The sequence below is a fragment of the Maribacter sp. 6B07 genome, from assembly GCF_002700155.1.
Lineage (GTDB): Bacteria > Bacteroidota > Bacteroidia > Flavobacteriales > Flavobacteriaceae > Maribacter > Maribacter dokdonensis.
In genome coordinates this window covers 1,248,807-1,275,436 of record NZ_PDUT01000001.1, presented here as the reverse complement: position 1 = coordinate 1,275,436, position 26,630 = coordinate 1,248,807, and the positions used below count along the sequence as shown (strand labels likewise).

General features: G+C 36.5%; 17 protein-coding genes. 2 read left to right on the top strand and 15 right to left on the bottom strand.

The features are described from left to right. Positions 1-13: 13 nt before the first annotated feature. The 4 genes from CSC80_RS05310 to aspS form a co-directional block, all read right to left on the bottom strand. Complete coding sequence (locus CSC80_RS05310) at positions 14-1,798, bottom strand: chloride channel protein (protein ID WP_058104379.1); 1,785 nt, start codon at positions 1,796-1,798, stop codon at positions 14-16. 35 nt (positions 1,799-1,833) lie between these two features. After that, positions 1,834-2,661: a tetratricopeptide repeat protein gene (locus CSC80_RS05305; RefSeq protein WP_074671195.1), complete on the bottom strand. Its 828-nt coding sequence runs from the start codon at positions 2,659-2,661 to the stop codon at positions 1,834-1,836. Beyond that, on the bottom strand, positions 2,633-3,181 hold the full coding sequence (locus tag CSC80_RS05300) for a hypothetical protein (protein ID WP_099190303.1): 549 nt from the start codon (positions 3,179-3,181) through the stop codon (positions 2,633-2,635). Before CSC80_RS05300 ends, CSC80_RS05305 begins: the two co-directional genes overlap by 29 nt. A gap of 128 nt (positions 3,182-3,309) precedes the next feature. Further along, positions 3,310-5,064, bottom strand: a complete 1,755-nt coding sequence (gene aspS, locus CSC80_RS05295) for an aspartate--tRNA ligase (RefSeq protein WP_099190301.1) — start codon at positions 5,062-5,064, stop codon at positions 3,310-3,312. A gap of 259 nt (positions 5,065-5,323) precedes the next feature. On the opposite strand from aspS, the gene CSC80_RS05290 reads away from it, so the two are divergent. Continuing rightward, positions 5,324-5,671, top strand: coding sequence for a hypothetical protein (locus tag CSC80_RS05290; RefSeq protein ID WP_058105101.1), 348 nt, complete (start codon positions 5,324-5,326; stop codon positions 5,669-5,671). Positions 5,672-5,744: 73 nt separating this feature from the next. Here CSC80_RS05290 and CSC80_RS05285 read toward each other — a convergent pair whose 3' ends face one another. From CSC80_RS05285 to CSC80_RS05235, 11 genes are all read right to left on the bottom strand, one after another. Continuing rightward, a complete protein-coding gene (locus CSC80_RS05285; RefSeq protein WP_058104375.1) occupies positions 5,745-9,245 on the bottom strand; it encodes an efflux RND transporter permease subunit in 3,501 nt (1,166 codons plus the stop codon). Positions 9,246-9,251: 6 nt separating this feature from the next. Beyond that, the gene (locus CSC80_RS05280; RefSeq protein ID WP_091607603.1) at positions 9,252-10,418 is read right to left on the bottom strand and encodes an efflux RND transporter periplasmic adaptor subunit; all 1,167 of its coding nucleotides are present in this window, start codon (positions 10,416-10,418) and stop codon (positions 9,252-9,254) included. 25 nt (positions 10,419-10,443) lie between these two features. Continuing rightward, positions 10,444-11,784, bottom strand: a complete 1,341-nt coding sequence (locus tag CSC80_RS05275) for a TolC family protein (protein ID WP_074671214.1) — start codon at positions 11,782-11,784, stop codon at positions 10,444-10,446. Beyond that, on the bottom strand, positions 11,785-12,390 hold the full coding sequence (locus CSC80_RS05270; protein WP_099190300.1) for a TetR/AcrR family transcriptional regulator: 606 nt from the start codon (positions 12,388-12,390) through the stop codon (positions 11,785-11,787). It lies immediately after the preceding gene. 84 nt (positions 12,391-12,474) lie between these two features. Further along, positions 12,475-12,894 (bottom strand): hypothetical protein, encoded by a 420-nt coding sequence (locus tag CSC80_RS05265; RefSeq protein WP_074671217.1) that lies wholly within the window; start codon positions 12,892-12,894, stop codon positions 12,475-12,477. 11 nt (positions 12,895-12,905) lie between these two features. Continuing rightward, a complete protein-coding gene (locus tag CSC80_RS05260) occupies positions 12,906-13,430 on the bottom strand; it encodes an RNA polymerase sigma factor (protein ID WP_058104370.1) in 525 nt (174 codons plus the stop codon). A 122-nt stretch (positions 13,431-13,552) separates the two neighbouring features. Continuing rightward, on the bottom strand, positions 13,553-15,247 hold the full coding sequence (locus CSC80_RS05255; RefSeq protein ID WP_099190298.1) for a CRTAC1 family protein: 1,695 nt from the start codon (positions 15,245-15,247) through the stop codon (positions 13,553-13,555). Continuing rightward, the gene (locus tag CSC80_RS05250) at positions 15,237-16,598 is read right to left on the bottom strand and encodes a phosphatase PAP2 family protein (RefSeq protein ID WP_099190296.1); all 1,362 of its coding nucleotides are present in this window, start codon (positions 16,596-16,598) and stop codon (positions 15,237-15,239) included. The genes CSC80_RS05255 and CSC80_RS05250 overlap by 11 nt, the downstream gene beginning before the upstream one ends. A 14-nt stretch (positions 16,599-16,612) precedes the next feature. Continuing rightward, positions 16,613-19,954, bottom strand: a complete 3,342-nt coding sequence (locus CSC80_RS05245) for a VCBS repeat-containing protein (protein WP_099190294.1) — start codon at positions 19,952-19,954, stop codon at positions 16,613-16,615. Positions 19,955-20,021: 67 nt separating this feature from the next. Then, the gene (locus CSC80_RS05240) at positions 20,022-21,899 is read right to left on the bottom strand and encodes a RagB/SusD family nutrient uptake outer membrane protein (RefSeq protein ID WP_099190292.1); all 1,878 of its coding nucleotides are present in this window, start codon (positions 21,897-21,899) and stop codon (positions 20,022-20,024) included. A 9-nt stretch (positions 21,900-21,908) separates the two neighbouring features. After that, the gene (locus tag CSC80_RS05235; RefSeq protein WP_236973326.1) at positions 21,909-25,100 is read right to left on the bottom strand and encodes a TonB-dependent receptor; all 3,192 of its coding nucleotides are present in this window, start codon (positions 25,098-25,100) and stop codon (positions 21,909-21,911) included. Between the two features lie 431 nt (positions 25,101-25,531). Here CSC80_RS05235 and CSC80_RS05230 point away from each other — a divergent pair, with 431 nt between their 5' ends. Then, entirely contained in the window at positions 25,532-26,548 is a 1,017-nt protein-coding gene (locus CSC80_RS05230; RefSeq protein ID WP_099190288.1) for a GntR family transcriptional regulator, read from the top strand. Positions 26,549-26,630: the final 82 nt, after the last annotated feature.

The following is a 26,630-nucleotide window of genomic DNA, read 5'->3' as shown; positions in this document are numbered from 1 at the left end:
CGACTGCTATTCTTTATTTGGTAAATCTTATTAATTCTCTTCTGTAGGCGGTCAATAGTTTAGATTTGGATACAAAGCCCATGTATTTTCCATTCTTTACAACGGGTAAATTCCACGCCCCACTATCCTGAAATTTTTGCATTACGATCTGCATGGTATCAATGCCGTAATAAATATGGTCCGGTGCTTTATGCGTAAAGGTTTCTACTTTTGTAGTGTTGTACAGTTTAGTATCGAACATGAACTCCCTAATATCGTCCAATAGGATAATACCTAAAAATTTTTGATGGGCATCTACCACGGGGAATATATTTCGGGTAGATTTTGCAACGGAATCATGTAACATTTCTCCCAATGTCATTTCTGGATGTACCGTTTTGAAATTGGTCTCTATCACGGTGTCTAGATCCATAAGGGTAAGTACGGCTTGATCTTTGTTATGGGTCAATAGTTCACCACTTTCTGCCAGCTCTCTGGTGTAAATGGTATAATCTACCGTGTTTTTTGTAATAATGTATGAGATAGATGCAGTAATCATTAACGGAACAAACAAGGCATAACCACCGGTTATTTCTGCAATAAGGAAAATAGCCGTTAAGGGTGCATGTTGTACACCGGCAATTAAGCCTGCCATGCCTATTAAGGTGAAATTACTTTCTGATACCGAAAAGCCCAAGCCTGAATTGTTGATCAGTTTAGCTACTACATTTCCTAAAGCGCTACCCATGACCATGGTGGGAATGAAAATTCCACCTGCCCCACCGGCCGCTAACGTAGTGGTCATTGCTACAGCTTTAAAAATGGTGATACCGAACAGTAATGCAATAACGATCCAAATATTATCAATGTAAGCGTCAAAAGGGGTTTTTCCCAAGGCATTAATATGGTCTCCTTTTAGCAAGTCGTTTATAAAGGAAAAACCTTCACCATATAACGGAGGTATAAAATAAAGCATAATTCCAATAGCCAAACCGCCTACTAAAAGTCTGTACTTTGGACTCTTTAATGGTTTAAACAAGTTGATAATGCCAAAATACATTTTAGTAAAATAGATCGATGCAATGGCGGTACCAACGCCTAAAACGATGTAGAATAGGGTGTCTTTTACTTGGAACGGTTCATTGATCGAGAAATTGAACAATACTTCATTGCCCATAAAGAAGTATGAGGTAAGTACGCCACTTATGGATGCCAGTAATAATGGTAACATTGATATCATCGTAAGATCTAGGCTAAATACTTCTACCGCAAAAATAATAGCCGCAATGGGCGATTGAAAAATAGATGATATTGCACCGGCCGATGCACAGGCAATTAGTAAGGACCTTGTCTTAGAGTTGATATGAAACAATCGGCCAAGGTTAGAACTTATTGCAGCGCCGGTTGCCACTGCAGGACCTAATAACCCCACCGAACCACCAAAACCAACAGTTAAAGGTGCAATGATCAATTGAGTGTATACTTGTTTAACATCTATATGACCTTTGTTTTTTGATAAGGAGAAAAGAATGGAAGAAACCGCATGTTTCAACTTCTCTTTGTGGACATATTTTACGTAGAGAAACACCAAGGTTAAACCTACGATTGGTAAAATGAAATATAATTGATTGCTAGAGAAAATAATTCCTTTCTCTAAGGATGCCTCAATAAAATAAGTAATATTCTTAAGTGTTACCGATGCTAAACCGGCCAATAAGCCAACAACAACACTTAAAATGTAAATAAAGGTCTTTTGTGAGATGTTCTTATATCTCCACTTATAAATACGCCTTAAGAAATTGTTTGTTTGTATGGGCATTGTATAACCATATCGTTAGTAGCCATCAAAGGTATTTAATTACTTGCTATGATTTTTGATTTAAGTTCTTCTAAATCTAATAAGTAAATTTGACGAAGTGTTTCAACATATGCTCTATTGTTATAATAGCCGTTGTTAAAATCTACAATGGCATCTTCGATCATGTTTAGAGCTGCCTTTTTATGACCTTCATTTAATAATAGTTTTGCTTTATAATACTTGGCATCTGCAGAGTTGGTGAAGTATTGTATGACTTTGTCAAAATTCTCATTTGCTTTTTCTTTGTTATCAGATTCGTAATAGGCTATACCTCTATAAAGAAACGCTTCTAATTCTACCCAATCTTCACCAGAATCTTCAGTTTCTTTGGTAATATGTTTATCCCAATAAGCAACTGAGTTATCATAGTCTTTTGCGCCTAAATATGCAATGCCACGCCAATAATCTACACTATGCCCTTGTGGATAATCTAAATATGGGGTTATCGTATCTGATGCATTAAAATCTGCGATAGCCTTTTCATAATCTCTATAAAACCATAAGTAGAGGTAACCTCGCCATGGAATTCGTTGTTCAGGATTTAATACTACCGCTTTGTTATATTGTGGAAGCCATTCATTGGGTAGACCTCGTTTTAAATCGGCTACAGAAAGTTCATAAACCCCAGGTTCAAAGGTTGGGTCTATTGAAACAGCTTCAGCAATACCATTTTGAAAAGCAACTGAGCCTTGCATATAGAAAGTAGCATCTTTAAACCTTTCTTCGGCTAGGGTTCTTGGTTCTTTTGCGTTGTCACTCTTTCCACAGGAAATAAATAACAAGAACGTAAAACTACTAAGGAATAATTTCGACCACTTTTCCATTTTCTATTCGGTATGAAACGTACATGTAATAATTACTAGAATCTTCTTGAAATTCAAGAGCATTCCAGTTTTGGGGCATTGCAGTAAAATTTAAAAGAGAATCTACCATTTTTGTATTTAATTCTTCTTCCTCTAAATCTAAATTCATTTGAATGATTTCAAACCAACCTGGATTTCCTTCGCAATTCACTAAAAAACGAAAATTTAAATACCCTGAATCATCAAAAGTATCTCCTAGGTAATATTTTGCCAAGTTTTTTCTGAACTGACTTTTGGTATTTGCGTAAGCATTTAAACCCGCTCCACTATACGTATGATAAATATTGCCATCATCACATAAAGAATAGACATCATTTAGTAATGCTTTCTCCTGATCAATATACCCTATATAGTTTTTATAAGGTTTGTCGGTGGTATCATAAGCTTTTTCGAACTTGTAGTAAAAATACCCAGCAAAAACACTTAATATGAGCAGAATGCCCAATAAACTAAACAATAAAATTTTTATCCATTTTTTCACAAAGTGAATTTAACAAAAAATACCTTACATGGATATTACTTCTTTTATTGTAAAAATTGAAGCCAGTGAAGAACAAAAAATCCTGCACTTGGGCAGGATTTTTAATTATGTAGGGAAATCAAGTACGGTTATTCTTGTATATCTAACTTTAAGTTCAATTCTTTTAATTGTTCGTCGTCAATTGCTGCAGGGGCATCAATCATGACATCTCTACCACTATTGTTCTTAGGGAATGCAATGAAATCACGTATGGTCTCCTGTCCGCCTAAAATAGCAACGAGTCTATCTAAACCAAATGCCAATCCGCCATGAGGTGGTGCTCCGTATTGGAATGCATCCATTAAGAATCCAAATTGTGCTTTTGCCTCCTCGGGAGTAAAACCTAAGTGCTTGAACATGGTTGCCTGTGTTTCTTTATCATGAATACGAATAGAACCACCGCCTATTTCATTACCATTCAATACTAAATCATAAGCATTGGCGCGAACAGCACCTGGATCGGTATCCAATAATTCTAATTGACCTGGTTTTGGCGATGTAAATGGGTGGTGCATGGCGTGGTAGTGACCCGTTTCTTCATCAAGTTCCAATAATGGGAAATCAACTACCCATAATGGAGCAAACTCGTTTGGCTTTCTCAACCCCAATCTGGTGGCTATTTCCATACGTAGCGCACTTAACTGTGTTCTTGTTTTATTGGCGTCGCCAGAAAGTACACAAATAAGGTCGCCTGGTTTAGCACCGGTTACCGCTGCCCATTTTGCTAAATCATCTTGGTCGTAAAATTTATCTACGGTAGATTTAAAGCTTCCGTCTTCATTACATTTTACGTACACCATTCCGTTAGCACCCACTTGTGGGCGTTTTACCCAATTTACCAAGGCATCTAATTCTTTTCTAGTGTAAGATGCTGCACCAGGTACCGCAATACCCACAACCAATTCAGCAGAATTGAATACGCCAAATTCTTTATGTTGTGTTACAGTATTTAATTCCCCGAACTCCATTCCAAAACGAATATCTGGCTTGTCGTTCCCATATTTAGACATGGCTTCATCATAGGTCATTCTTGGGAAAGAGTCTATTTCAACACCATTAACTTCTTTTAAAAGGTATTTGGTTAAGTTCTCAAATACATTAAGAATATCTTCTTGCTCTACAAATGCCATTTCGCAATCTATCTGTGTAAACTCCGGTTGCCTGTCTGCACGTAAATCTTCATCCCTGAAACACTTTACAATTTGAAAGTATTTATCTAAACCACCAACCATCAATAATTGTTTAAAGGTTTGCGGCGATTGTGGTAATGCATAGAACTGCCCTTCATTCATACGGCTAGGTACTACGAAATCCCTTGCACCTTCTGGAGTGGATTTTATTAAATACGGAGTTTCCACTTCTATAAAGCCTTCGCCAGATAAAAACTTACGAACTTCCATAGTTACCTTACTTCTAAAAATAAGGTTGTTTTGTACCGGTTTTCTACGGATGTCCAAATACCTGTACTTCATTCGCAGGTCTTCCCCACCATCGGTTTCGTTCTCAATGGTGAATGGTGGGGTCTTAGATTCGTTTAAAATGGTCAATTCAGAAACTAAAACTTCTATATTCCCTGTTGGAATGTTTGTATTTTTTGATGCTCTTTCAATAACCTCACCTTTTATTTGAATAACAAACTCTCTACCTAAGTTTCTTGCTTGCTCCAATAATTCTTTAGAAGTACGATCTTCATCAAGCACTAATTGTGTTATACCATAGCGATCACGAATATCTACCCAAACAACAAAACCTTTATCTCTTGTTTTGGAAACCCACCCAGAAAGGGTAACTGTGGTACCAATATGTGATTCTCTTAATTCCCCGCAGGAATGGCTTCTATACATAATACTTGCTTTAATGAAAGGGCAAATTTAAGAAGTCTATTTCATAGTAGGTCTATATTAAATGCAGGTTTTACTCGATGACCGGTTTTACGAAACAACCTTTGTAAATAAGGTTAATGTACTGATAAATAGTATTTTGTGGCTTCAATGTTAATTTAATGTTATGTAAAAGTTACCTAAACATTGATTAATTGCAAAATAATTGTATCTTTATACCGTTATCATACAAGAAATCAGTAATCAAAAAAAATATATAATTATGAAAAAGATACTAATTATTGCCGTAATGGCATTGTCGTTTGGAGCATACGCTCAAATTGATCCAGTTTTTGAAAAAGAAGGAGATAAAGTGAAAGCAACATACTTTCATGCTAATGGAGAGAAATCCCAAGAAGGTTATTTTGTAAATGAAAAGCTAGATGGGCAATGGAAAATGTTCAATGAAAAGGGAGAGAAAATAGCCATGGGTAACTATGATAGCGGTGTTAGAACCGGTAAGTGGTTGTTTTGGGAAGGTGATGTAAGAAGTGAAGTTAATTTTGACAACAATAGAATTGCAAGTGTTTCTAAAGCAAGCAAAAAAGACCCTGTTGTAAGCAACAAGTAAATCAACTAATTCAAATATAAAAGCCCGTATTCATTTGAATACGGGCTTTTTTTATATCAATTTTTAGAGATGCTTAAGCAGCACTTTCCAATTGCTCATTGTTATCTGTACTGTTACTTCCCCAGTTTCTAAATTTTATTTTTATACGGTATACAATATTGAATAACACCGGTACTATAATTAAGGTTAAGAAAGTGGCAACTAATAAACCAAAGATAACCGTCCACGCTAATGGCCCCCAGAATATTACGTTGTCTCCACCCATATAGATCTTAGGGTTAAATTCTGAGAACAGTGAAAAGAAATCTATATTTAGTCCTATTGCCAAAGGGATCAGACCAAGCACAGTTGTAATTGCCGTAAGAATTACAGGTCTTAATCTTGCCTTACCACCAACGATCATAGAATCTGTAGCATCTTCAATAGTCAATAGGTCGCTGTCGTCCATATCTAATCTAATCTTTTTACGGTCTATCAGTATCTGTGTGTAATCTAGGAGTACCACTCCATTGTTCACAACAATACCTGCCAGTGAGATAATACCCATCATGGTCATCATAATAACAAAAGACCATCCGGTGATCATTAACCCTCCAAATACACCAATAAAACTCAAGAAAATGGCGATCATAATGATCAATGGTTTGGAAATACCACCAAACTGGAATATTAAAATAAGCATGATCAATCCTAATCCTGAGAAAAAGGCACCTACTAAGAAGGCTTGTTGTTTTGCTTGTTCTTCCAGTTGACCGGTGTAATCTATTTTAACGGTTGACGGAGTACCATCAAAACTTTCCATTTCTCTTTGTATTTCCGCTACAATAGCACCAGCATCGGTAAAGCCAGGTTTTAATCCGGAGTAAATGGTAACTACACGTTTACCATCACGATGTTTAATGGCGCTAAAGCCCGAGGTATTTTTCTCTTTGGCTACGGCAGAAATTGGTATTTCTTTGATTTGACCATTAGATGGGTCCCTAAAAATGATGTTTTGATTGAACAAGGCACTTTTATTATATCTAAGATCTTCGTTGAATCTAACGTTGATGTCATAATCTTCGCCATCTTCTTTATATACGCCTGCTTTTTCACCAAAAATGGAACGTCTTAATTGATTACCTACCTGACCAACGGCCACACCAAGTTCACCGGCTTTTTCACGATCAACTATTACTTGCATGGCAGGTTTGCCCTTGTTCACATCAATTTTTAACTCCTCTATACCTGCAATATTTTTGGTGTTGATGAAGTTTTTAATGTCTTCGGCAGTATTAATGAGCTCATCATAATCGCTACCCTCAAGCTCAATATTAATAGGGAAACCAGCTGGCGGACCATTGGCATCTTTTTCTACGGAAATGGCAACACCAGGGTAAATACCTTGTAATGCTGCTTGTACACGAGCCCTGATGTCTTCTGTATTCAGACCTTCCCTATATTTGTACTCACTAAAGTTTACGGTTACTTTACCCTTATGTGGCATTTCTGCCGAAGAACCACCATCTGTTAATGGGTTACCGGCACCTTCACCAACGACCGATACCGCTGAGGCCATCATAAAGTTTTCCCCGTTCTTTTTGTATTTAGGGTCATCCATTATGGCGTATACTTGATCTTCTACCTCTTTGGTAATTTCATTGGTTTTTTCAATAGAGGTTCCTTCAGGATACTCTACATACACATAGATTTCATTCGGTTTGTTGTCCGGAAAAAACTCAATTTTAGTACGTCCACTACCAACCGACATGCCAAATAACATAAATACACCGATTAACATAAAAAAGGTAATACCAAAATACCAGTATACATTACTACCTCTAAGGGCGTGCTTTAGACGTTTTTCATACCAATTTTCAAAACGAACCATGGTTTTACGCTGAAATTGTATGGCCGCACCTTTAATTACATATTTATATACCCAGAACATGATACCGGTTAAGATCAATACAGATCCTAAGCCTCTCATAGCACCACCAAATATTAAGATCAAAGCTCCCAATACCCCCAAAATAATACTCATACGAATAAGCTGCTTTAGGGTCAGTTCTTTTTCATCGGTACTCATAAATTTAGAAACCAACATAGAGTTCATGAAAATGGCAACGAACAATGAGGATCCCAATACAACAGAAAGTGTGATAGGGAAATAAATCATAAACTGCCCAAAAATACCTGGCCATAATCCTAACGGTACAAATGCCGCTACTGTTGTTGCGGTAGAAATGATAATAGGGTAGGCTATTTCACCAATTCCCTTTTTAGCAGCTTCGGTTCTAGAAAGACCTTCGTCCATTAATCGGTAAACATTTTCTACCACTACAATACCGTTATCTACCAACATACCAAGCCCCATGATCATACCAAATAAGATCATGGTATTTAGCGTATAACCAAGCCATGACAATATTACGAAAGACATGAACATTGACATAGGTATGGCAAAACCAACGAATAGGGCATTTCTAAATCCTAAGAAGAACATTAAAACGGTTACAACTAAAATGATCCCGAATATGATGTTGTTCACTAAATCGTCTACCTGGTTCAAAGTTCTAGTAGAAGAATCATTGGCAATAGAAATATTAAGATCTGGCGGAAAATAATCAGCTTCTTCCTTCTTGACCAATTCTTTGATTTTGTCTGCGGCAGATATCGCATTTCTACCAGCTCTCTTCTTTACATCGAGCATGACTACATTCTTACCAAACTCACGGGCGTAGGTGGTTTTATCCTTAGCATGAAAATTAACGGATGCAATATCCTTAAGGTACACGGCGCCATTCTCAGACTTGACCACAAAATTGTTCAATTCTTTTGGATCTTCTACTTCGCCTAAAATACGAATGGTACGTCTTTGACCAACTGTTTTCAGGTTACCAGCCGACATTGTCATATTACCATTGCTAATGGCATTGATAACATCTTGAAAACTAATTTTAGCGGCCATCATCTTATATATGTCCACGCCAATTTCTACTTCTAGATCTTGGGCACCACGTATATCGGCCTGTTTAATTTCTGGAAGGTCTTCAACTTCATCTTGTAGGTATTCTGCAAATTCCTTCAGTTTTTCTACAGGATAATCTCCCGTAAAATTGATGTTCATGATGGGAACTTCTTCAGAGAAATTTAAATCGAAAACATTTGGTTCTACCTTAGCTCCGTTGAATGTTGGCCAGTCTTCACTAGCCTTTTCACTATCAACTTCGTCCTTAACCTTTTGTTTGGCTTGTTCTACGGTTATATCCTCATCGAATTCTACGGTTAAAATAGCGTAATCTTCTTGAGAGGTTGACGTAATCTCTACTACGTTACTTACGTTCTTTAATCTATCTTCTAAAGGGTCTGTAATCAGTTTTTCAATATCCTCGGCAGTGTTGCCAGGGTAGGGTGTACTAATATAAATTTTGGTTTCTATGATTTCAGGAAAATCTTCTCTGGGCATAGCCATATAAGCACTGAAACCTAACCAAAGAAAAATGGCGATCATGACATAAATAACCGAGGGGTTATCTATGGACCATGATGAAAGACCGAATTCCTTATCGGCGTTCTTTTTTACTTTACTCATCGATCTTTATTTTTTAATTTTAACTTTTTGACCATCCTTGACGCTTCTTGCGCCTTCTTTGATAATATGGTCTCCGTCGTTTAATCCTGTTAAGACCTCTATAGCTGCACCTTGGGTTTTACCTGTGGTGATTATGGTTCTTTTTACGATTGATTCTCCATCTGCATTTGGTTCATCTGCAACAAATACATACTGTTCTCCATCGGCATTTTCAGAGATTATACTTGTTGGTATCAAAATTGCATCTTCGCTGGTGTAATCATTAATGTTCACTTTTGCCGAAAGATTAGGTTTAATTTTACCTTCTTTGTTCGGTACCGGTATTTCAGCTTCAAAAGAACGGTTAGACGGATTGATGAAATTACCCGTTTCCCTGATCTTAGTAACAACGCTATCACCTAGTATAGGAAAATAGACCAAAGCTTCCTTTCCTTTTGTAACATTGCCTAAATAGGCTTCTGGCACTTCTACTTCAATATACATATCAGACAAGTTAACTATGCGAAATACCTCAGATCCCTGTCCTGGTGCAACCACAGTACCTTGGTCTTTAATTACATTGTCTATGATTCCTGAAAATGGAGCTCTGATCGTAGACTTGCCTAACTGGCTTTGCGCTTGTGATACCATGTTTTCGGCCGCTTCATAATTCGTTTTTGCCTGTAGGTACTGAATTTCCGATCCAATATTCTGATTCCAAAGACGTTCTTGACGTTCAAAAGTTGTTTTGGCTAAAGATGCCTGTGTCTTTAATTGGTTTAATTGACTTGACATTCCGCCATCATCTATGGTTGCAAGAACTTGTCCCTTGCTTACACGGTCCCCTTCTTTAACGTATACCCTTTGTAAGGTACCTGCCATTTCTGGGTAGATCAGTACATTCTGTTTGGTACTTACATCTCCTTGCAATTCCAGATAGTGATTAAATATTTCCTTTTTGGCTGTTAATGTATTTACTAAAGGTAACTTCTCTTCATTGCCCAAAATGGCAATTGCAGAGTCCAAAGATTTTAGTTGGGCATCTATCAGTTTTTGCTGGGTAGTTATTTCATTTTTTTTGGCTCTTATGGCCTCAAGGTTTTGTCCCGAAATAATTTCAGCTACCGATTGATCTTCACCACCACATGAGTAAAGGCTTATGACGGCTATTAATAAAATAGGTAATTTCTTCATGATCGTTTTTTTTATGATTGATTATTTAGGATTTTGTATTTAGTATAATTTCTAGATCCGTTTTTTTATTGATAACCTCAACCATTGACTGTAAAAACTCTTGTTGAGTGGTATATAGTTGGGTTTGTGCTTGGCGCAACTCAAAACTGGTAGCCAATCCTTCTTTGTATTTAATTTGATTTTTGTTTTCTATACGCTCAGAAAGTAATAGGTTTTGTTTTGCCGTTTCATAATTGTTAATGGCTAACGTATAGTCGTTCTTGGCGTTCTCTAACTGCAATCTAATCTGTTGTTCTGCTTCCGTTAATTGTGTTTTTGCCTTTTCTAACGCAATTTTTGCACGTTGTGTACTGGCACTACGCTTTAAAGAACTGAATATTGGTATGTTTAGATCAAAGCCCAATATGGAAGAATCAAACCATTCTGGGTCTCCACTAAAGAAATCAAAACTTTCTGAATAGGAAGAACTACCGTAGTTTACAAAAGCGTTTAAAGTGGGTAGGGCTCTACTTCTAGATAATTTCCATTCGTAATAACGTTGCTCGTTTAAGTTTTCGGCAAGTTTATAATCTACATTGTCGCTGATATTAAAAGCTGTACTTAGTATGCTAAGATCCATTTTAGAAACGGTAAGGTCTTCTAGTTTTTCTTGTAATTGCGTTGGTGCATTTAAGTCTAAACCTAAACTAACATTGAGCATTTGTAAGGTAATCTCTTTTAGTCTAAGTGCATTCTGTAATCGATTTTCAATAGAAGATAACGTAATTTGCAATTGATCAACACTTTCCTCATCTCCTAACCCGTTTTCGTACAATTTGGTTGTTTCATAAAGGTTTTTTTCAAGGTTCGCCTTATTCTTTTCTAAAATCTTTACCGATTCTTCTGCCAATAAAACGTTGCCGTAGGCTTCAACTACTTGTTTTCTAACATCTAGCTCTGTTTTTTCTTTATTATTGGCACTATAGCTCAAAAAGGCTTTTGTTGCCTGAACACCAACGATGTATGACCCATCAAAAATTTGTTGGGTTAAGGTTGCCGTAGCAGTCAAAGATTGGGGTTGGGAAAATACTACCGGAATAAACTCACCTGCCGCACCCCCAACAAGCTCTGCTGGCAAAAGGGTAACGGGTTGTTTTAACTGGTTTTGATACCCAACTGATCCGTTTATTTGAGGTAAGCCACCCGCAATAGTTTCCCATTTTTGCTTTTGGGCATCTATGATGTCCCTATTGGCGTTTATAGCGGCGTAGTTGTTTTCTAAAGCAAATTGAATTGCCTCATCTAAGGTAAAAGAATACGTCTGTTCTTGTGATAGACCTAAGTTTAGACTTAGAACAGTGATTAAGATTACTAATTGATTTCGCATTTATTCTTGATTTGAATTGATGATGTTATTTAATATGGTTTTCCCTTTAGGAGTAACTATACCTCGTATATGATATTCCAAAAATGAATCCATAAGTTCAGATATAGGAAAAAGGTCTAAAGGAAAAATGTTCTGATCTTTAATGGTATTCATTCCGCTAAAATATATTCGGGCTACAAATTCAGGATTTACATTATCTCTAAAAAGCCCTTGAGCTAACCCTCTTTCTACATTTAAAAGCACACACTTATGCATTTTTTCAAATTGCATAAGTTTTAGCGATTTATGGATTTTAGGGTAGTATTTCATTAATTGGTATTGAGGAGAGCTTTTTTCGTTGTTCAAATGGGACATTACAAATCTTTTGATCTCATATAATTCTTCAATAGCATTCTTTTCCATAGCTATTATTAGATCTATACCCTCACTTAAAACACAAAACTTAGTCATAACGCAATCTTCAACAAGCGAAGTCTTATTTTCATATTCGCTGTAGATCGTTTTTTTGGACATGCCTATTTCATTGGCAATATCATCCATTGTTATACTTTTAAAACCGCGTTCCAAGAATAGCTGTGATGCCGTATTCCGTATTTTTTCTTTCATAACGAGTGCAAATATACATCAGGAAACTTTAGAAACTGTAAAAGTTTCCAAAGTTTTACAATTTGTTAATGTCGTTTAGAAACTTCATCCGTTGTTTATAGATTCATTACGTGCCACGTATTCTTTATAAGCTTGTTCGCCTTCATTCTTCCAGAATTCATCATAGTGTTTCCACTTGGAAAAATCTGTTCTCATAGGTTTGCATGGATCAAATTTTGAAAATCTCTTGTGTTTATCCTTTTTCTTTTTTTTGTTGTTAGGACCATCACCACCACCAAAACCAAAGATTATTTTAGATAATAGTAGTATGCCAAGAGCTTTCCAGTAATCTATTTGCGGTAATCCAAAAATATCTGGCATAAGCCAATTCCATAAACGCATAACAATGTAGCCTACTAAAAAGACTATAATGATCCCTAGTAAAATATACATGAGAATTTTGAACGCTTTATAAACATAATATTGAGCTGATTTTTCCATGGTTTTTTCCAAATTAGATTTCATAATGCTATTTTTTAATTTTCTATTTTTTTAAGAAGTATTGAAAGTGCCCTATGTCTTCTAGACATTAGTGTGCCTTGAGGTATACCGGTTTCCATTGAAATTTCTTTGTAGCTGTAATTTTCAAAATCAACTGCAACTATGATATCCCTATAGACAGGCTTTAATTCTTCTATGGCAATCTTTAGTTTTTCTTGTATTAGTGCAGGGTATTCATTTGAAGATTGATCATAGAATAAATAGGTAAAATCTGTCCAGAGTTGCTCCAGTTGCTCTTGGTCATCAAACCGTGTTCTTTTGGTACGTAATATATCTGTAATCTTATTTTTGACGGCATTATACACATAACCACCAATGTTATGTATTGGTAAGGCGTCTATAGGTCTAGAGAAAATACGTAAAGCAACATCTTGTATAATATCTTCGGCATCACTTTCTGATGTTTGTTTAATTTTAGATTGAATGTAGCGCTTGATCGAGCTATATTCTTCTTCAAAAAAACTATTCAGGTTTGTGTTATCTTTTTGGTCAGATGCCATTCAAGAGCTTTTTCAATTGGTCTTCACTTATAAAGACGCAGAATTTGAAACCTATTGCATTTTTAAGGAATTTTTTTAAAAATTAATTTTGTAAAATGTGTAAAGATAATATAATCAGCTGTTTAACTTCTCTTGTTGCGGTATAGATATAGGACTGTAATTATTAAAAATAGAGCACCAATGAAGTACCAAAAATTGAATAAGGGCTTTTTGGGTTGGGCTGTTTCTACAATTTCTAATAATTGATTGGCTTTAATATTGGTAATAATTTGAGTGTTGCCACCAGACCAGTTTACTATGACGGAATCTATTTTGGTGGTTGTACCCAGGCCAACATGTGCAATGACCGAGTTTTGAGAAATATGACTAGACCCACCGCCATCTATTTCCCTAATGAATTTTTTACCGTTCGCAATTACCGTTACCCTAGAACCAATACCATTGCTTTCTGCTTGTACGCCCTTTAAAGCTATTTTTAACCAATTTCCTCTTGCAGTGTCGTTTCTAAATAAGCGGGTGGTTGACGCAATAGGATAGTTTAGAATAGGTTTTTGATTTACGACCAGTAAATCCATGTCTCCATCATTGTCCATATCAAAAATTACCGAACCTCTACCAATACCATAATCGTTAATAGTAAGTTCACGTCCCTTTTCGGTATACGTATTGGCATTGTTCTCAAAATAGAAATTGCCCATTGGGGTGCAGTTGGGGTTTAAATCACCATTGGAAACAAAAAGGTCTAAATCTTCGTCATGATCAAAATCGGCAAAATTGGCGCCCCAGCTTATGGCTAAATTGTAGGTGCCCAATTCTTTAGCCTTATCTACAAACGGATTACCATTGCCTTGGTTTTCCATAAGCATATTGAATTTAATGTTGGTAACATAATAGTCCATCCATCCATCCCCATTGTAATCACCAACAGCCGCTCCCATAGCGTTGATCTTTAAATCCATTTTGGTTTGCTGGCTTACGTCCTCAAAGCGATCATTAGGATATTCATTTTGGTACAGGAAGTTGGGCACTGCTTTGTAACCAAAATCTTGGTTCACCAATAAGTCTTGGTCTTGATCATTGTCGAAGTCGGTGAAAACACCACCAAACCCAAAACCTTTATGACCTAAGCCATAGTCATCATACACATTTTTAAAGCTTTTACCTTCATTGTTTTTTAGTAAATAACTTCTTGCGGTTTGGTTTGCACTAACTATAGTTGCGTCTTTTATAATACCTAGTTTTCCGGTAAATTCTTGGAAGTAATTGCCAACAAAAAGATCTGGGTATCCGTCGGCATCTATGTCTCCAAAACTTGGACCTGTACTAAAAGAGTTGAATTCTTCTAAACCATATGCTTTTGTAACGTCGGTAAACGTGGCATTTCCATTATTTAGAAACAATAGATTTTTTGCCCTAGGTATTACATTTTTACCATCTGTAGTTGTGATTGTTGTAATGAACAAATCTCTAAACCCATCTTTATTGATGTCTGCACTGACCACACCTTGGGTAACATACTCATTGGTAACCTCTAGACCAGAGCCTTTAAAAACGTCTTCAAACGTACCATTTCCTTTATTTAGATATAATCTGTCCGCTTGTATACCGCTAGTGATATAAAGATCTTCAAAGCCATCGTTATTAAAGTCGAAAACGGTTACACCGCCACCAAATGTTCCTTCATATACTTCGTATTGGTGTTCAATACCTGCATGCTCTGTAACATCAACAAAAGTTTCTTGTGCGTTAATTAGGCATCCGCAGAAAAAAAGTACTGCCAAAAAATATGTGGGCGTTATAGTGGTGTTATTTTTCATTTGTATTCTTCCATTGAAGGGTGTAAACATTTTTTGCGATTTCCACTCCTTTTTCTAATCCTACCTCGTTGTCAAGTTGAGTATGTATACCGCCATAAAATCTAGAATCTGCAGTTTCTTGTGCAGCTTCCCAAAAGGTGTCAAAAGAACGAACGACAAAATCGGTTTCTTTTAACTCATCTCGTTCTCTTCCTTCGTGTGCCCTATCGGTAAAAGTGAATTCCTTGCCAAAATTATGTTCTAATATAGTTGCGGCAGCGGCGGCTTGTATTGCATGTCCAGATGGAAATGAAGGAAATGGCGGGTCTGGCCAAAAAGATTCCCATTCTTCATCAATGTACTTTGGGATAAAGGTATTAGGTCTTTCCGTAAAGAAAAGATATTTCCATTTCCAACAATTAATAAAAGCGTCTGCCACGGCCATGCCTACTTGGGCATACACTTGGGTGCTTTCTATAAGTGAAAGATCATGCCCATCTACTGCCAACGTAGCAAAATAGTACGAGTGACCAGGCGGTGTAAAGCTAACGTCAGGGTCATCTCCCCACCAAATGGCAGCTTCCTTTTCTAATTGGGTCAATTCTAAATCTTTTAGATAAACATTTTCAAATTGTTGGTAGTAGGCAGACCCTGGAAGTGTGTCATAAGGTATCATTTGTGGATCCTCAATTGTTTTATTGATAGGAGCAAAGGTTCTATTTTCGCCCCAATGTGGGTGTAATGGATGATGGCTAAAAGACTGTGCGAACAATGGTGGTTTCCATGCTCCCGGTCTGTCTGGATGAACCATAGATTTGTCAAAATTGTATAAGTATCCTCTATGACCTCCATCTGTTTTACTCCATTCAAAAATTACTTTTGCAACAGATTTGCCATATTCTATAGAGCGCTTCACCGTTTCTGGAGCAACACTTGTTTTAAATTGATCGTAAACAACCTGTTCAAGGGAATCTATTTTTTGGATATTTTCATCTGATGTTTGAACATAAATATTCTTCAATATTTCTGACTGACCTGCATTAAGAGATAGTATCCAATTATATTCTTTGTCCGTATCTATTGTTGGTAACATGGTTAGACCAGTAACCTGATTGTTCATTGTACTATATTCTTTATAACCTGGTACTATAGATTCATACATGGTTAAACCGGTGTAACCAAATGCTCTTGAGGCAAATGTAGGGGAGTTAGATGGGGTATATTGGGTAATGTACAAAGTCATATTGGCCCATTCCGTAGCAACATCTTTTTCACTCATATTTGGTTGTTCTTCTGTAGAACAAGCTGTAATCATTAAAAGTAGTGATAGTAAGAGCGTACTGCCAAGTATGTTTTTATTATAAATGGTCATTGTTGTTTATAAAGCTATTTTGTTAGTTGATATGTTTGTATTGACTTGCCGTAGTTGGTAAGTATTAGTTTATCGTCAATGATAATACCTCTGGTATTACTTCCTTTTATGGATAGACCAGATTTAGATTGGGAAATGTACTTATAATTGGCATTTTCATCACCTAAAAGTAATGTACCATAGTTGGCATCGAATTTACCTATACGTAACTTATAATAATCATTGTTGCCAAGAAGTAGCAGGTCTAAATCACCATCTTGGTTAAAATCTTCCGCAATAATTTCTGAAACCGGGGAAAATTGAGCTTGTAATGGCAAGTGAACTTTTGTAAACTTTTCATCTGTTGAACTTAAAAACAAGGATGTTTCTTGGTGTGTTGCAGTTAATTTTTTCGCCTTTTTCAATTCAGTATCATTAAAAATGTCTGTTATCTGCGCATCAGCGTATTTTTCATAACTGTTAAATTTCTGTCTTTTACTCGATAGTTGCCCTAACAGTTCATCTCTGGTAACATATGGATAACTATTACCGTCAATGTAAAAATTTAGAATGGGATCAATAGAACCGTTATTGTCAAAATCTGAATAATACAATTCAGCCGGAGTGTCTTTGTCTATTGTGAATTGCGTATTGGTACCAATATTTCCGGCAATAATATCTTGTTTGCCGTCTTTATTTAAATCTTCAACAAGAACGCTGCTCCAGAACCCATTTAAATCACTTTCAAAAAACTGGTCTGTTCCATTGATCAATTTGCCATTTTTAGTCAAGAAAATAGTTATGGGCATCCATTCACCAACTATGATTAAATCTTCTATAGTGTCACCATCCATGTCTGCCCAAGTGGCATCGGTAACCATACCAGGATATTGTAAGTTGGGTTGAATTTCATTGGTCTTGTCTACATAACTTCCTTTACCGTCATTGATAAGAATATAACTTCTTGGTATTTCAGGAAAGCGACCAGGAACATTATAACCACCGATAAATATATCTAAGTGCGAATCATTGTTTATATCTGAAAATGAAACCGATCCGGTGCTTATGGTCATTTGTGGTAATGAATTATGAGCCTTTCTAAAATTCCCTTTCCCATTGCCCAAATAGAGCCTGTCCTGTAATAGAGGGTCATTAGCGGTTAGGTTATGATATCCGCCACTTGCCATATAAATATCTAGATGACCATCATTATTAACATCAAGTACTGCAATATCAGTATCAAAATGAGCCTTGTCTAGGTCAAAATCTGCGTTTGGTTTTTTATTGAAGTTTTTATTGCTACTTTGAAGATATATGGCGGTAGGTTGATCAACGCCGCCACCAATGACAATATCTTCTAACCCATCATTGTTTAAATCTGCTTTAGCAATAGGAGGACTACTATGAGATAATTGTTTTATTAAGAGCGACTGTCGTTTAAAATCATTTACAGAAGATGGTTTGTGCTCGAAATTAACGGAATTGCGTACAGTTGAAAACAACGTTTTACTTTTCTTTTGAGCCAATTCCAAGGTTTGGGCATTGGATTCATTCAGCTCAATTGTTCTATTCGCTGAAAGTGCTTCAATAGTCTCCGTTTTTCCAGAGTTCCAAGTTACTTTTAAAGAATCTACGGTAGTTATGTCGCCTAATCCAAAATGTAAAATCGATGATACGGTCGAAAGATATCCCCTGGTTGGCATTTGCTCAAGTACTTGGGTTTTTCCTTTGGCGTAGATACTGATTTTTGATCCAATACCATGTGTGTTTTTTTGGTTTCCTTTTAACTGAATGTTTAAGAAATTGCCATTGCCTTTTTGGGTGTTATTCCTATAAATAAATGCCGGTTTGTTAATGTTATTAATAACGAGGTCTAGATCACCATCATTATCTAAATCAGTATATATGGCACCATTGCTGTTGGCAGGTTGGGCTATACCTGCTTCTTGAGATTGATCATTGAAGTGGACGCCATCTTTATTGGTATAATAGAAATTGGTCAGGTTAGATGCTGGCATTTCTTTTATAAGTTCTAAAACATCTTGCCGTTGTAGTCTGCCTTTGGATTGTACGAAACTGTCCATGTAATTGATGAAATCCAAATTGGTGTAATCCCTAAAATATCCGTTGGTAATGAATAGATCTTTAAATCCGTCATTGTCAAAATCAGCAAAAAGTGGAGCCCAGCTCCAATCTGTATTTGAGATACCGGCTAGTTGACCTATTTCACTAAATGAATTGTCGCCATTGTTCAACTGAAGCATATTTCGCATATATTGATGATGAAAACCACTTCTAATATTTAGATCAAATTTTTCATAATTATCTGGCGATAAAAGTAATTTTTGGCGCTTATTATCTTTAGGCAACATGTCTAAAGTGAAAATATCCTGCAGGCCATCATTATTGATATCGGCTACATTATTGCCCATAGAAAAATGACTTGTATGCCCCATTTGATCACCTAGTTGGTCTGTAAATGTGCCATTTTTATTATTGATATAGAGATAATCTGGTACAGTATAATCATTAGAAACATAGAAGTCTTGCCAACCATCATTGTTAATGTCACTAATACCTATACCTAATCCATAGGTTAGTGCAGAACCACTAATACCTGCTTTTTTGGTTATATCATAAAATTTCTCATTTTTTTGCTCAAACAACCTAATACCTTGATAAGGGTCATCTTTTTTTAAAAACTGTTTAGTGCTTACTTCATTTAAAACAGGTAAAGATTTTGGATTGTGGTTTAGTAAAAGCATATCTAGATCACCGTCTTTATCATAGTCAAAGAAATATCCTTGATTGCTAAAAGCAGCGCTGGCCAAATCATATTCTTCCGCTTGTTCTTTGAAAATTGGTACGTTGTTGGCATCATTCCCTTGATTGATGAAAAGTTGATTTTTACGCTTTACATCTGGTAAGGCCCCTGAATAACATAGATACAGATCCAATTTACCATCTCCGTTTACATCTGCAGAGGTTATGCCTGTTTTCCAAGGTCCAGGTCTACCGGCGACTTTAGAAATTGTAGTAACATCTTTAAATGTGAAATTGCCTTCATTTAAATAGAATTTATTTTCACCCATGTTAGAGGTGAAATATAAGTCTTGAAGACCATCGTTATTAAAATCCCCTGTAGCTACACCACCGCCGTTATATAGGTATTCGTAAACCAATACGTTGGCATTTAACCCTTCCTTTAAGGTGTTTTGAAAAGTTACTTTCGTTTCATGTTCGGATAAAAGAGTGAATAGGGTGGGTTCTTCAATTATGTTAATTGTTGAAGAGGTTTCATCTTTTTTAACTTTCTCTGTACAGCTTTGATGTAATAAGAAAATTATAAGAATATAGAAGATTAGATTTTTTGTCATTTGTTTAAAAGTAAAAGATCTATTCCAAAAAGGAATAGATCTTTAATTTAACTCAATTTAAACTAAACTAATAACCTGGATTCTGAATCAAAAGGTTATTTCTATTGATTTCATCTCTACTTATAGGCATGAAATACATTTTATCGTCCCAAGTTCTGGTTTCATTATCATTATTGTCTACAACGGTATAGGTGTAATCATATACAGATGTGTCATACTGATAAGGAGTTCTTGGTGTTGCACCAGCTTTAAGGGTAGCTGTTACTTTCATAACCTTAATGCCCCTGCCCAAAGTTTGATCAGCGATCATCCATCTTCGTGCATCATGGTATCTGTGTTCTTCATATGCCAATTCAACTCTTCTTTCATTGATGTAATCCTCTAAAAGCTCAGTTCCAGATGAGGTAAGTGCCGGCATACCTGCTCTAAAACGAATCTTGTTCAGCCAGTTTCTCGCTTCACCTTCATCGCCTAGTGCAATAGAAGCTTCTACATAGTTCAATATTATTTCGGTATATCTAATAAATGGCCATGGTACAACTTGTGCACTAGATTGATTGTCCACTAAAGATGGGTCTGGATCAATGAACTTTCGTACATAATAACCGGTTCTACTTCCGTTCCAGTTTTCAATGGGTGAATCTCTCATATCAACACCAGGTATTATTCCACCGCTACCATCTGCATATGTACCTGTCTGTATTTCATCATAAGGATCTATTGAGGCAACGTCATCTGGCCTTGGTTTCCATGCTGCTCCATCATAAAGAATAGTTGCGGCCATTCTTGGGTCTCTATTCTCATATGGTGCAGCCGCGTGTTCTTCATTGCTCCAGTCGAAATCAGAACCGTCCATCATTTGATAGTCGTCTACCAATTGTTGAATAGGTGTGTTACCTGCCCAGTTATGATATCCGTTAGGTCCATTGTTGATCCCTTGGTGAATTCCACCTAAAGGCCAATTACTTTCTTGTGTAAATAGAGGCGAATGTGTTCTTTCAAATAATAGTTCTGATCTTGCAGCAGCATCACCAACGGCACTTCCACCTCCCATAGCAATAGAGATGTATGTTTCAGTCGCTTCTTCTGCACTTGCAGGTTCGGTTAAATCTAACTTGTAACCAGTGGTCGCATCTAAAACGGCCTTGGCAGCGGTCTTTGCAGCGTTCCATCTTGCATCTCTGTCCCCAGAAGTATATGCAACCAGTTCTAAATTTGAATATCCACCCAATGTTGCCGACTTAGCGCTCGCTGTAGGTCCGTCGCGCAAATCACTGGCGGCATATGTCAATACACGAGATTTTAACCCCATAGCACTTAACATAGATGCTCTACCTGGTGTAACCTCTTTGCCTTCCAGTAATGAAATGGCTTTGTCAAGGTCACTGGTTACAAAATCTACATTTTCAGCATAAGTACCTCTAGCTATAGAGTAGTCATCATCTAAGCCGTAAGGGGCATCAATTAATGGTGCGCCACCGTAATAGCGCATTAATTGATGGTAATAATACGCTCTTAGAAAATGTGCTTCACCCATTAACCTGTCTTTCAATGTTTGATCATCAAAAGTTGAATTTGGTAATTCTTGTAAAGCTATATTCGCTTTTCGTATTGCTAAATATAATTCGTTCCATTGTGGAATGATATTCACGTTACCCGTACCCGACGGGGAAAGTGAACCTTCTGTAATAACGTTTACTCCTCTACCAGAGTGTGTAAACATTGCTTCGTCCGTTAATGAAGCCAAACCTTCTTCTTCAAACCCTCCATAGCCAAGGGATGCATAGACGTTGAATACGAATGCTTGTGCCAACGCACCGTCTGCCCAAGTGGCATCTGCCGAGATTGAATCTAATGGCTGCGTTTCTAAAAAATCTTCATTACACGAAATAGGTACTAACGCTAACGTCAGTAGGCCTAAGAGTACTAATTTTCCTTTTTTCATGATTTTTTTTTAAAATGTTAAACTAAAACCTGTGTTAATAATAGTCTGTTGTGGATAAAACTGACCGTCATTACTTGTCGATTCAGGATCATATATATCTTGAGCCGCCCATGTAGCCAAGTTTAGACCACTCATATATATTTTAAATTTAGATAGACCAAATTGCTCAATCAATTCTGAAGGAAAGTTGTATGCCAATTGAACATTTTTAAGTCTTAGGTAATCTTTACTAAATAAGTTGTAGGTATTATTGCCATAATCACCACCTGTATAGTAGGTGTCTCCACGACTGGCAAGTCTTGGATGAACGCTACTTGGGTTGTCTGGACTCCATCTGTTGTCAAAGCTGTACTTTAAAAAGTTACCTATGTCACCAGATTCTGTTTGGATAAATAATTTAGCCCCTGTAGCTCCTTGTAATAATACAGAAAGATCAAAGTTCTTGTATGAAGCGTTAAACGTAACACCAAAGTTAAAGTTAGGGTTGATGCTATTTTTTAACCTTACTTGATCTAAGTCGTTAATGGCACCATCTCCGTTGATATCTTTAAATTTCATATCACCTGGCTCTAATGTTGGCTTAACAGCACTATAATCTAGTGGATTGGAATCAATGGCAGCTTGGTCAATAAATACACCATCGGACTCGTAGACTAAATATGAGCCAATAGGCTTACCTTCTTGTAATTGGTAACTTGGAGCACCAGGAATTTCATCTAGGAACTCAACTGTATTTTGTGCGTAACCTCCGTTTACACCAACATCCCATTTAAAACCATCAAAGCTACCACCAAAATAATTCAACGCAAATTCAAAACCTTCGTTATTTACTTTACCTGCATTTACAGGAGGTAAAAGGTCTGAAATACCAGAAGAACCTGGGGTAGAACCTGTTTTTTGAATTAGAATTTGATCACGTTTGTTCAAGAAGTATTCAAGGGTGAAACTCATTTTTCCGTCCAATACAATACCGTCTAAACCAATATTATAATTCTTAGCTCGTTCCCATGTAAAGCTAGGATTAGCCAAGAGGTTTTCAAATAAAGTCGTTTGTACTTGACCATTTATTGGGTATTGACCAAATTCGTAAATAGATTGGTAAGCATATTCTTGTAATTCATCATCGGTTATTTCACCGTCACCGTTGGTGTCAAATGAAACTTGATCATTACCCATTTCACCGTAAGAACCCCTTAACTTTAAGTAGCTAATAGAGTCAACGTTGAACCAATCTTCATTATTAATGTTCCAACCAACTAACAATCCTGGGAAGAACCCAAAACGATCATTACCTGGGAAAATATATGAACCATCATATCTCCAGATGAACTCGGCTAAGTATTTTTCTTTAAAGTTATACTGGGCACGGCCATAGTAACCTAAACGTGTTCTGTTGTAACCGAAACCATCCGTTTCTTGTGCAATTTCACCACCTACTCCTAACTGGTCAACAGCGGTAGAAAGGTAGTTTCTTCTAAATGCTGAGAAAAACTCCCCTTGAAAATTCTCACGGGTAACACCGGCCAATAAGTTAATGGTGTGGTCATCACCAATTGTTTTGTCATAACTTAATAAACCGGTTAGGTTAGTGTTTAGTACATTATTAGATGATTGTAATAATCTTGCATCTGTAAAGTTGGAACGTATAGATCCGCTTAGTTCCGGTACACCGGTAGCAATATAGTTTGCACGGTCAAGAGAATAAAGAGTCCATGGTGTTTGCCATAGTTTTCTACGTAACTGGCTTTGGTCAACACCTGCCAATAATGTCAGTTTAAGACCTTCTACCCATGGGTTGGTAATATCCAAAGAACCTGTAAATTGTAGGTAATCTGTTGGTTGTTTGTCATACCCTGTAGCATTCGTTGTAACTACCACCGGTTGTTGACCATTTTCAATATCAGGTCCTGGTAATCCATTTGGCCATATTGCAGGTTCATTTGGTCTACCTCTCATCAACATTCTAAAGATAGCACCTGCACCTTCAGTAGGGAAGGTTCTATCTTCCTTTCTATATCCCATACTTAGTTTAGTAGACAGGTATTCATTAATTCTAGCATCGGTATTGATTCTAAAGTTATACTGTTGGTATCTGTTGGCCGAGTTTTTATATATAGCGCCTTGATCTGCATAACCTACAGATGCGTAATATTTAAGATCTTCACTACCACCGCTTATGGATAGGTTATGTCTTTGTTGTTCCGCCCAATCTTGAAAAGTGGCACCAAACCAATCCGTATCAGGATATAACCATGGATCAGCATTGGTTCTATGATTATTGATTGTTTCTGGACTAAATGCAGCGTTTACGGTTTCTGCAGGATCGCTACCTGGTATAGTATAACTACCTGAGGTTTGAAAAGCGGTATTTGCAGCTCCCCATTGTGATGAAGGAATATTACTGTTATAAATCGCCAATTCATTCATTATAGTTTGATACTCTACCGCACTTGCCATTTCTGGTACTCTTGTAGGTCTGGTTATACCAAAATCAGCCTTATAATTTATTTGCATTTTGCCGACTTTACCGGTTTTGGTAGTAACGATTATTGCTCCGTTGGCCGCTCTAGCTCCATAAATTGCAGCTGATGCATCTTTAAGTACAGAGATATTGGCAATATCATCTGGGTTAATACGACCTATACCACCATCTCTATCTGGAATACCATCAATAACGATCAAAGGTTGGTTGTTTCCTAATGTATTGGTTCCACGAATACTTATGTTCGATTCGTCATTACCAGGCTCCCCACTGGTCTGTACGATTACTACCCCGGGCAATCTACCTGCCAAGGAATTCGATACACTTATGGCCGGTGAACTTTCTAGTACCGGACCCTGTACTGCGGTTACCGCACCTGTTACGGTCGCTTTTTTCTGAGTACCGTAACCAACGACAACAACTTCGTCTAGGTTGGCAACGTCCTCTTCTAAAGATACATTGATGGTACTTTGATTGTTTACCGGTACCACTACAGCCTTGAATCCAATGTAGCTGAATCGTAAACTGGTACTTCCATCATCTACGGTAATTGTAAAGTTACCGTCAAAATCCGCTTGTACTCCTGTTGTAGGGTTGTTGGCATCAATGACCGAAACACCTGGCAACGGCATGTTGTCTGAAGCTGAAGTAACAGTTCCAGAAACGGTTGTCTGTGCGTGGAGACCCATAAAGAGAAATCCACTAAAAAATAAAATCATCGTTAAGCTTACATGATTCCGAATCATGGAAAACTTAGAAAAGTCTGTTTGATAATTCATAAAGTTAGTTCTTACAGTTGTTAGTTAATTATGTTGACGTAGGCGTTATAGTCTCTTTAGGGAGCGTTTTTGAGATGAAGAGACTATGATACACTATGCTACTGTGAACAAATATAAAATAAAATGTTAATTTAATAAATATTAACATGTTATTTTTTAGAATTTTCATTTATGGCTTAAAATATTATCAAATACATATTATTTGCTATTTTATCTAAAAAATCTGTATTTGCGTGTTTGGAGGCTTTTTCGGCTTACAAACCATTTTTTACATACAATTTGTTGTGTTAGGTACACTATAATTCAGGGGCTATTTTTTGATATCTTTTTTTAAATTGTATATTGACGCCTGCAAATTTCATTTATTATTTATGCCGGTTATTAGTAAAATTCTAAACCTTACCCACAATAATAACCTTACAAAACATGAACAATTGGTTCAAGGAGTAATTGAATCTATTGAAGATGGACAATTGACTATTGGTGATCAGTTACCCTCTATAAACACTATGGTTGAGGAAATAGGCTATGCAAGAAAAACTATTTTTAAGGCATATGAGGAGCTTAAGAATAGAGGCTTAATAGAGTCTAGGCAATTAAAGGGTTATTTTGTGATTAGCCAAGCTACCAATATTACCAAAAGAATGGCTTTGCTATTATTTGCTTTTCAGAGTTATCAAGAGGAATTTTATAAAACCTTTCGTAAAGAAATGGGAAGAAGGTTTCAAATAGATGTTTTTTTCCATCATAATAACCTCACTGTTTTTAAGACCATAATTTCTAATATCAATGGTAAATATGGCATGTATGTTATTGCTCCAATACAAAATGAAAAGGTTGCAACATTATTAAAGAATATTGAACCCAAAAAATTATTGTTGGTAGATAGGTATTTAAATTTGGGACCAGGGTATTCTTATATCTCCCAAGAATTTGAAGAGGTCATTTATACATCTTTGGTAAGGTTACTGCCAGAAATAAAAAAGTATAATAAGATTATTTTGTACTTCAACGAAGAGAGCGATTTTTCTCCTATATCTATAAAAAACGCGTTTCAAAAATTCATAGATGAGTTTGAGGTCAATGGTTCTGTCAAGAATAATTATACTATTGGGTCTGCTAAAAAAGGCAATTTATATTTTGCGTTAGGAGATACCATACTTTGGCAAATTCTAAGAGATTCGGTTAGAAATAAATATAAAATTGGGGAGGATATCGGTATTCTGTCCCAAAACGATAATGTTTCAAAAGAAATTGTGTTTGGTGGAATTACTACTATTTCCACCGATTTTAACGAAATGGCAAAAAGAGCGGCATTGCATTTAAAAGGTGATACAGTTACAAAATTAATTATGCCCTCTAGACTGATCAAGAGGTCTTCTTTATAATTAGTAAGTAGCGTAAAAGTTCATATTTGACAGCTTTTTTAAATTAGGGATTCATCTGTAAAGTTTTATTTCTTCTCACTTA

What these genes read in the sequence shown, in the direction of transcription:
- CSC80_RS05310 (WP_058104379.1), bottom strand. Translation starts at nt 1,798, where the DNA reads ATGCCCATACAAACAAACAATTTCTTAAGGCGTATTTATAAGTGGAGA.
- CSC80_RS05305 (WP_074671195.1), bottom strand. Translation starts at nt 2,661, where the DNA reads ATGGAAAAGTGGTCGAAATTATTCCTTAGTAGTTTTACGTTCTTGTTA.
- aspS (WP_099190301.1), bottom strand. Translation starts at nt 5,064, where the DNA reads ATGTATAGAAGCCATTCCTGCGGGGAATTAAGAGAATCACATATTGGT.
- CSC80_RS05290 (WP_058105101.1), top strand. Translation starts at nt 5,324, where the DNA reads ATGAAAAAGATACTAATTATTGCCGTAATGGCATTGTCGTTTGGAGCA.
- CSC80_RS05285 (WP_058104375.1), bottom strand. Translation starts at nt 9,245, where the DNA reads ATGAGTAAAGTAAAAAAGAACGCCGATAAGGAATTCGGTCTTTCATCA.
- CSC80_RS05280 (WP_091607603.1), bottom strand. Translation starts at nt 10,418, where the DNA reads ATGAAGAAATTACCTATTTTATTAATAGCCGTCATAAGCCTTTACTCA.
- CSC80_RS05275 (WP_074671214.1), bottom strand. Translation starts at nt 11,784, where the DNA reads ATGCGAAATCAATTAGTAATCTTAATCACTGTTCTAAGTCTAAACTTA.
- CSC80_RS05270 (WP_099190300.1), bottom strand. Translation starts at nt 12,390, where the DNA reads ATGAAAGAAAAAATACGGAATACGGCATCACAGCTATTCTTGGAACGC.
- CSC80_RS05265 (WP_074671217.1), bottom strand. Translation starts at nt 12,894, where the DNA reads ATGAAATCTAATTTGGAAAAAACCATGGAAAAATCAGCTCAATATTAT.
- CSC80_RS05260 (WP_058104370.1), bottom strand. Translation starts at nt 13,430, where the DNA reads ATGGCATCTGACCAAAAAGATAACACAAACCTGAATAGTTTTTTTGAA.
- CSC80_RS05255 (WP_099190298.1), bottom strand. Translation starts at nt 15,247, where the DNA reads ATGAAAAATAACACCACTATAACGCCCACATATTTTTTGGCAGTACTT.
- CSC80_RS05250 (WP_099190296.1), bottom strand. Translation starts at nt 16,598, where the DNA reads ATGACCATTTATAATAAAAACATACTTGGCAGTACGCTCTTACTATCA.
- CSC80_RS05245 (WP_099190294.1), bottom strand. Translation starts at nt 19,954, where the DNA reads ATGACAAAAAATCTAATCTTCTATATTCTTATAATTTTCTTATTACAT.
- CSC80_RS05240 (WP_099190292.1), bottom strand. Translation starts at nt 21,899, where the DNA reads ATGAAAAAAGGAAAATTAGTACTCTTAGGCCTACTGACGTTAGCGTTA.
- CSC80_RS05235 (WP_236973326.1), bottom strand. Translation starts at nt 25,100, where the DNA reads ATGATTTTATTTTTTAGTGGATTTCTCTTTATGGGTCTCCACGCACAG.
- CSC80_RS05230 (WP_099190288.1), top strand. Translation starts at nt 25,532, where the DNA reads ATGCCGGTTATTAGTAAAATTCTAAACCTTACCCACAATAATAACCTT.